The 7785-nt window shown below is 74.6% G+C and carries 8 protein-coding genes; 7 read left to right on the forward strand and 1 reads right to left on the reverse strand.

Annotation, left to right across the window (positions count from 1 at the left end):
* The first annotated feature begins 41 nt into the window (after positions 1-41).
* The 3 genes from E8D37_RS12430 to E8D37_RS12440 all read left to right on the forward strand — a co-directional run bounded on the left by E8D37_RS12430 (position 42) and on the right by E8D37_RS12440 (position 2985).
* A complete protein-coding gene (locus tag E8D37_RS12430; protein ID WP_136570058.1) occupies positions 42-1364 on the forward strand; it encodes an alpha/beta fold hydrolase in 1323 nt (440 codons plus the stop codon).
* 22 nt (positions 1365-1386) lie between these two features.
* A complete protein-coding gene (locus E8D37_RS12435; protein WP_136570059.1) occupies positions 1387-2091 on the forward strand; it encodes a uracil-DNA glycosylase in 705 nt (234 codons plus the stop codon).
* Between the two features lie 81 nt (positions 2092-2172).
* The gene (locus E8D37_RS12440) at positions 2173-2985 is read left to right on the forward strand and encodes a dioxygenase (RefSeq protein ID WP_240770377.1); all 813 of its coding nucleotides are present in this window, start codon (positions 2173-2175) and stop codon (positions 2983-2985) included.
* A gap of 21 nt (positions 2986-3006) precedes the next feature.
* Here the strand turns inward: E8D37_RS12440 and E8D37_RS12445 are convergent, their stop codons facing one another.
* Positions 3007-3957, reverse strand: coding sequence for an aldo/keto reductase (locus E8D37_RS12445; RefSeq protein ID WP_136570132.1), 951 nt, complete (start codon positions 3955-3957; stop codon positions 3007-3009).
* An 80-nt stretch (positions 3958-4037) separates the two neighbouring features.
* Here E8D37_RS12445 and pdxY point away from each other — a divergent pair, with 80 nt between their 5' ends.
* From pdxY to E8D37_RS12460, 4 genes are all read left to right on the forward strand, one after another.
* The gene (gene pdxY / locus E8D37_RS12450; protein ID WP_136570060.1) at positions 4038-4901 is read left to right on the forward strand and encodes a pyridoxal kinase PdxY; all 864 of its coding nucleotides are present in this window, start codon (positions 4038-4040) and stop codon (positions 4899-4901) included.
* A 189-nt stretch (positions 4902-5090) separates the two neighbouring features.
* A complete protein-coding gene (locus tag E8D37_RS19880) occupies positions 5091-5231 on the forward strand; it encodes a hypothetical protein (RefSeq protein ID WP_168929738.1) in 141 nt (46 codons plus the stop codon).
* A gap of 40 nt (positions 5232-5271) precedes the next feature.
* Positions 5272-5670, forward strand: a complete 399-nt coding sequence (locus E8D37_RS12455; RefSeq protein ID WP_136570061.1) for a hypothetical protein — start codon at positions 5272-5274, stop codon at positions 5668-5670.
* A 10-nt stretch (positions 5671-5680) separates the two neighbouring features.
* Entirely contained in the window at positions 5681-7630 is a 1950-nt protein-coding gene (locus E8D37_RS12460) for an SGNH/GDSL hydrolase family protein (protein WP_136570062.1), read from the forward strand.
* Positions 7631-7785 lie beyond the last annotated feature (155 nt).

Consider the following 7785-nt stretch of genomic DNA (forward strand, 5'->3'; position numbering starts at 1 on the left):
GGCACCCCGGCCCGGACCGGCCCCACGAGACGGGAGCGCCCATGGATGTCCTGCCCACCCCCGGACAGCTCCTCACCGCGGCGGGCTCGCTGACCCGGCTGGCGCTGGGCCGGCTCCCCGTCGGCCCGCTGGCGGGGCGCGGCCTCGCCGACCTGCGGGCGCACGACGCCGCCGTGCTGGCGGCCACGCCCGAGGGCGGGATCGTCTCCCGCTACGAGGGCGGCGCCACGAGCACGGGCGCCCCCGTCGTCCTGGTCGCACCCCCCGGCGCCTCCGCGCGGGTCTACGACCTGCGCCGCGGCTGCTCCCTGGTGGGGCACCTCCTGGACGGCGGGCGGGCGACCTTCCTGGTCGAGCTGCCCGAGCCCTGGGACACCGGCGTGCCGCTGACCGAGCGCCTGACGGCGGTGCTGGGCTGCCTGCCGACGGCCGCGGTCGCCTCGAGCACCGGCACCGTGCACCTCCTCGGCTGGGGGCTGGGCGGGGCGCTCGCGGTCCTCGCTGCGGCCGCCGACCCCGACCGGGTCGCCTCGGTCACCACGCTCGGCACCCCCTGGTCGCTGGAGCACGTGCCGCTCTCGGTGCCGCCCCGACCGATCCTCGCCGCCTCCGAGGGTGCCGTGCGCGTCGGGTGGAAGGTCGCCTCGGGCGTGGGCGCCACCGTGCCCGTGGCCCGCGCGGCGCTCGAGAGCCCGCTGGTCGACCGGGTCGTCGGCACCCCGCTCACCGTCGTCAGCCGCCTCGACGACCCCGAGTTCCTCGCCCAGCTCGAGGCGGTGGAGGCCCTGCGGGCCGCCGCGGCCGGGCCGCGGGAGGACGAGCACGCCTACGGCGGGCGCACCTACGGCCAGGTCTTCCACCGGCTCCTCGGACCCCTCGTGCGGGACGACGGCCCGGCGACCGACCTGTCCGGCGTCCGGGCCCCGGTGCTGGCGCTGTCGGGCGCCACGGACGCGATCGTGCCCCCCGACGCCGTCCGGGGTCTCGTGGACGCCCTCGTCGCCGCGCGCGGGCGCGAGGTCGAGTCGCGCTGGGAGATCGTGCCCGGCGGGCACCTCGGCCAGCTGACCGGTCGCGGCGCCGCGGTCGGCACGTGGCCGGTGCTCGACGAGTGGTTCGCCTCCACGGACCCGATGCCGGCGCCGGCGTCCTTCAGGAAGGCGGCCGCGAAGAAGGCGACAGCCGACAAGGCAGCCGCCAAGAAGGCAGCGGCCAAGAAGACGACCGCCAAGAAGGCCGCCCCCGCGAAGGCCGCGCCGCGGGGGACGGCCTCCAAGGACGCGATCGGGTCCAACCCGAGCCGCCGCTACTCCTCGGGCTCGTCCCGGGGGCTGGCGGGCGGCACCCGCCCGCCGTTCGACTGAACCGGCTGGCTACCGTCGCCGCATGGGCGCGCTGGCGGGACTGGTCGAGAAGGGCCTCATGGCCGAGGACTGGGCGGCGGCGCTCGCGCCGGTGGAGCCCCAGGTGGAGGCGATGGGCCGCTTCCTGCGCGAGGAGATCGCGGCCGGTCGGGGCTACCTCCCGGCCGGCGACGACGTGTTCCGCGCCTTCCGCGCACCGCTGGCCGACGTCCGGGTGCTCATCGTGGGCCAGGACCCCTACCCCACCCCCGGCCACCCCATCGGCCTCTCCTTCGCCGTGGACCGGGACGTGTGGCCGCTACCGCGCAGCCTGGTCAACATCTACTCCGAGCTGCGCGACGACCTCGAGATCGAGGTGCCCCGCCACGGCGACCTCACGCCGTGGACCGACGCCGGCGTCATGCTGCTCAACCGCTGCCTCACCGTGCGCCCCGGCGAGCCCGCGTCGCACCGGGGCAAGGGCTGGGAGGCGGTGACCCAGCGGGCCATCGAGGCGCTCGTCGAGCGCGGCGGCCCGCTGGCCGCCGTCCTGTGGGGCCGCGACGCGCAGTCCCTCGAGCCGATGCTCGGTGGCGTCCCCTGCGTCCGCTCGGCGCACCCCTCGCCGCTCTCGGCGTCGCGGGGGTTCTTCGGGTCCCGGCCGTTCTCGCAGGTCAACCGGATGCTGGTGAAAGCCGGCGGGGAGCCGGTGGACTGGCGGCTGCCGCTGGACCACGCGGCCGGCTGACGGGCACAGCGGGGCGCACGGCTGGACGGGAGGGCCGTCCCGGGATTAACTTGAACTGTCAACAACGTTCAGGTGGTCGTGATGACGCAGACGATCGACCCGCAGTCCGCCCCCGACGGTCGGATGCCCGCCCTCTTCATCGGGCACGGCGCCCCGCCGCTGCTCGACGACCCGGTGTGGTCCGGCCAGCTCCGCGCGTGGGCCGCCGACCTGCCGCGCCCGCGGGCGGTCCTCATCGTCAGCGCCCACTGGGAGTCGGCGCCGATCACGCTGTCGGCCAGCGGCGTCCCGCTCGTCTACGACTTCGGCGGCTTCGACCCGCGCTACTTCCGGATGGAGTACCGCACGCCCGACGCGAGCGTGCTGGCCCACCAGGTGGCGGCGATGATGGCCGACACCGAGACCGTGCACCAGCACCGCTCCCGCGGGCTCGACCACGGCGCCTGGGTGCCCCTGAAGATCATGTACCCCGAGGCGGACGTCCCGGTGCTGCAGATGTCGCTGCCCACGCACGACCCCGAGCGGCTGCTCGAGATCGGCCGCCGCCTGCGCCCGCTGCGCGACGAGGGCGTGCTCGTCATGGGGTCCGGCTTCCTCACCCACGGCCTGCCGTTCCTGCGCGACTTCCGGATCGAGGCGCAGGCCCCCGGCTGGTCCAAGGAGTTCGACGCCTGGGCCGGCGAGGCGATGGCGCGCGGTGACGTGGACGAGCTGGCACGGTTCAAGGACGTCGCGCCAGGCATGCCCTACGCACACCCGACCGTCGAGCACTACTCCCCCCTCTTCGTCACCCTCGGCGCGGCCTCGGACGCCGGCACCCCCGGCGAGCAGGTCATCGGCAGCACGGGCGAGTTCTGGATGGGCCTGTCCAAGCGCAGTCTCCAGGTGGCCTGAGCCGCCGCCGGTCGGGGCGCCTCAGCCGACGGTGATCCGGTCGAGCTCCACGAGGTCCGCCTCGGTCGGCTCCCAGCGCAGCGCGGCCGCGTTGGCCCGCACCTGCGCGCCCGAGGTCGCCCCGGAGATCACCGAGGCCACGCCGGGCTGCGCGGCCAGGCCGGCGATCGCGACGTCCAGGACGGAGACGTCGCGCGCGGCGGCGAACGCCTCGAGCGCCTCGATCCGGTCCCAGTCCGCCTCGCCGAGCCAGCCGGAGCGCTCGGGCTCGGCCGCGGCCCGGGAGCCGGCGGGGGCACCCTCGCCGCGGCGGTACTTGCCGGTGAGCAGGCCCCGCTCCAGCGGGAAGAACGGCAGCAGGCCCAGCCCATAGTGCTCGCAGGCGGGGACGACCTCGGCCTCGACGGTGCGGTCGAGCAGCGAGTACTGGTTCTGCACCGAGACGAAGCGCTCGAGGCCGGCCGAGCGGGCGGTCCACTCGGCGTCCGCGACCTGCCGCGCCTCGAAGTTCGAGCAGCCCAGGTAGCCGATCGTGCCCTCGTGCACGAGGTCGGTGAGCACCGAGAGGGTCTCCTCGATCGGGGTGACGGGGTCGGGGCGGTGCAGCTGGTAGAGGTCGATGTGGTCGGTGCGCAGCCGCCTCAGGGACGCCTCGACCGCGCGCCGGACGTAGCGGCGGGAGGCGCGGACGCCGTGGTCGGCGCCGTTGGCGCCCTGCATGTCCATGCCGAACTTGGTGGCGAGGACGAAGTCGTCCCGGCGCCCCGCGAGCGCCTGCCCCAGCAGCTCCTCGGACCCGCCCGGCGGGTTGCCGTAGATGTCGGCGGTGTCGAGCAGGGTCACGCCGCAGTCGGTCGCGGCGTCCAGGACGTCGCGCACGCCGTCGAGGTCCACGCGCCGGCTGAACGCGTTGCAGCCGATGCCGACGGCACTGACCACGAGGCCGGAGTCGCCCAGCGGGCGGTAGGTCATCTCGCTCACGACCTCGAACCTAGCCCGCCCCGGCCGGGCCGGACAGCGGCACCGCGCCGACCGTGCGGGAGGATGACGCCGTGCGCATCCTGTCGGTCCAGTCGTCCGTCGCCTACGGCCACGTCGGCAACTCCGCCGCCGTGTTCCCCCTGCAGCGGCTCGGTCACGACGTCTGGCCCGTGCTCACGGTGCACTTCTCCAACCACACCGGCTACGGCGCCTGGCGCGGGCCTGTGCTGCCGGCCGAGGACGTCCGCGAGGTCGTCGCCGGCATCGAGGACCGCGGGGTCCTCGGGGACGCCGACGCCGTGCTGTCCGGCTACCAGGGCGACCCGGGCGTGGCCGCGGTGGTGCTGGAGACCGTCGCGAAGGTGAAGGCCGTCCACCCCGGGGCCGTGTACTGCTGCGACCCGGTGATGGGCGACGTCGGGCGCGGCATGTTCGTGCGCCCCGGCCTGCCCGAGCTCATCCGCGACGAGGTCGTCCCCGCCGCCGACCTGCTCACCCCCAACCACTTCGAGCTCGACTTCCTCGCCGGGGCCACGACCTGCGACGGCGTGGGCACCCGCGAGGAGCTCCTCGAGGCGGTGGACGCCGTGCGCGCCCGTGGGCCGCGGACGGTGCTCGTCACCTCGGTGCTCACCCGCGAGACCGCCCCCGACCACCTCGACGTGGTGGCCGTGGACGACGAGGGCGCCTGGCTGGTCACCACGCCCCGGCTGCCGATCGCGCCCAACGGCTGCGGCGACGTCACGGCCGCGCTCTTCCTGGCCCACTGGCACGGCACGCGCTCGGCCGCCCGGGCGCTCGAGCGGACCACGTCCAGCGTGCGGGCGGTGCTCGAGGCGACGCTGGCCGCCGGCAGCCGCGAGATCCGCCTGGTCGACGCGCAGGACGCGATCGCCGACCCGCCGCGCACCGCGGCCGCCACGCGACTGCGCTGACGCTCGCCGGCACAGCCGGGTCACCGACTGCTCACCGGATCATCACCGCCGCTTCCCAGGCGGCCCCGGAGCCCTACCCGAAATTGGTGAGTAAAACCCGGTCCTGCTTCGCCTGACGCCCCCCAGGCGCTGCGATGTGTCCGACCCGCCGACCGGCGGGTCGTCGCACACCGTCGAAGGAGAACGACCGTGTCGGAGGAGCAGCCCGCCCCGCGTTCGCGCCGCCGCGTCCTGGCCACCCTGCTGGGTGGCGCGACGCTCGCCCTGCCGTTCGCCCCCCAGTCCGCACAGGCGGCCGTCGAGGAGGACCTCGACGGCGGCACGCCCTGAGCGCGCACCCACCACCACGCCTGTAGATCGGAGCACCACTGTGGCCACCATTCGCTTCCGTCGCGGCACCACGCGCCGCTGGAACCGCGTCAACCCGGTCCTCGCCCAGGGCGAGCCGGGCCTCGACGTCCGCACCCGCGTCCTCAAGATCGGCGACGGCAAGTCCCGCTGGAAGGCGCTCACCGGCTACCTGGACGCCGACGCCGTCGCCGACCTGGTGGACTCCGCGGTCGCGAAGGCCGTGGACAAGGCCGTCGCCTCGGCGGTCGCCGGCCTCGATGCGATGCCCTGCGTCCGCTGGTCGGCCGGCTCCGGCTGGCCCGCCCGTCCGGTCTCCGACGAGACGGTGACCGTCCTCTGGTACGACCCCAGCGGCAGCGCTGCCGCCCCGGCCGCCGCCGTCGACGGGGTCGACCTCTTCGTCCAGCCGACCGCCTGAGGGCCGGGCCGTGAGCACCACTGTCCTGTCCTTCCTCGGCTTCGAGGACGACACGGTCGGGGCCCCTCCGGGCCTGGCCAACCGCTGGTCCTCCTACGGCACCGGGCGCAACTTCGTGGTCTCCACGTCGGCCGCCGTGGACTCGGCCCAGGGCGTCAGCCTCGTCGACTCCACCTCGCTGCGCCGGCTCCAGTACTCGGACCCGGGCGAGACCGAGGCCCGCGTCCTGTCGTGCGACCTGACGCTGCGGGCGCTGCCCGGGCAGATCAACGTCGTCGGCGTGACCACCGCGAACGGCTCGGAGAGCCTCGCGTCCTGGCGGGTCAACGCCAGCGGCCGCGTCGCCCTGCGCGACGGCACCGAGGCCGTGGACTCCTCCGACGCCGGCCTCCTGGAGGTCGGCACGACCTACCGGGTGGAGTGGCGGGTGGAGCCGGGCGTCTCGCAGACGCTGCGGGTCTACGACACCTCCGACGTCCTGCTCGACGAGCTCACGGGCGCGATGACCGCGACGTCCTGGAGCTTGGCCTGCTTCGGCCTGCTCACCGACGTCGACGGGACCAGCCTGGACCTGGACAACGTCCGGGTCTCCGACGGCTGGATCGTCGGCGAGACGGTCGTCGACCCCGACCCGGACGACACCGACAACACCCCGGTCAAGGGCGGCGGGCCGGCCACGACCTCGCTCACGTTCCAGGGCTTCGCCGTGGGCACGCGACTCGCGTCGGCGACGATGCCGACCGGGTGGAAGAGCGAGGGTAACTACGCCGACGACGACTTCCAGGTCGTCAGCGCCGGGCTCGCCGCCGGCAAGGGCGCGAGGCTGTCGAAGGCCACCCACTACCGCCAGCTCACCTACACCTTCTCCCAGCCGCAGAGCGACGCCATCGAGCTCTCCGCGTGGTTGGAGCTGCGCAGCCCGGGGGACGTGCCGGTCTACCCGTTCGGCACCGCCCGCGGCCAGCAGGCGGCCTACGTCCGGATCAACACCGACCGCACCCTGTGCCTGCGCGACTCCTCCGTCACGGTCGCCACGACGACCTGGCGGTTGAGCGTCGGCCGGAAGTACCTGTTCCGGTGGACGGTCGAGCCCGGCACCACCGCCCGTCAGCGCCTGCGCGTCTACGACGCCTCCGGCGCGATGGTGGCGCACCTCGTGGGGGCCTACACCCGCGGGCGGGTCCCGCGGTTCCGCGTCGGCGCGCTCACGGCGCCCGACGGGGCCACGCTGCTGGTCGACTCGGTGAAGATCGGGACGCCCGTGGCGCTGCCCGGGGTGTGGACGCCCGTGAGCTGGTCGGGCTTCTCCGGCGGCTCGCTCCAGACCCTCACCGCCTCGAGCGCCGGGTCGTCCGGCTCGTCCGGCTCGGGCACGACCGACCTCGGCCCGATCGGGTTCGTGGGCGACTCGCTGACCTACCAGGACGACTCCGACGCGGTGGCGGAGTCGCTGGCCGACGCCCGCTTCCTGGGCTCCCGGGTGGACGGCCTGATCGGGCGACCGATCAGCGCCGACACCGCCGGCACGTCCTCGCTGGAGGTCATCTCCTCGTGGCGCGACGACGGCTTCGACCCGCGCTACTGGTGCGTCCCGCTCGGCGCGAACGAGCGGAACGCGACCGACAGCCAGTGGCGCACCCACATCACCGAGGTGCTCGACGCGATCGCCTCGGGTGACCGGTCCGACTACGTCGTCCTGTGGCCCGGGCTGGTCTTCAGCCCGGACGTCGACATGGCCGACGCGGTGGGACGCTTCAACGCCCTGCTCGACACGATCGCCGGTGAGCGCACCGACCTCACGCTGCTGGGGTACGACATGGACGCCGCGATCCACGACGGCAGGGACGAGTCGGGGCTCTGGCTCAGCTCCGACACCACCGGGAGGCACATGACGGCGGCCGGCTACGCCGTCCGCAACCAGGTGGTCACCGCGGCGCTCACGGCCCACGTGCCGGCCTGAGCGCGGCACCGCGCAGGCACCCCTGCGCCGCGTGGGACGCGGTGCGGGGGTGCTGCCGGCGGAGCCGGTGACAGGAGTCGAACCCGCGACATCCTTATTACAAGTAATTGAGAACCCTCGCTCACACAACCGAGAAACCTCCTCTGATCAGGCTG

The organism is Nocardioides sp. GY 10127, assembly GCF_004919085.1.
Taxonomy (GTDB): Bacteria; Actinomycetota; Actinomycetes; order Propionibacteriales; family Nocardioidaceae; genus Nocardioides.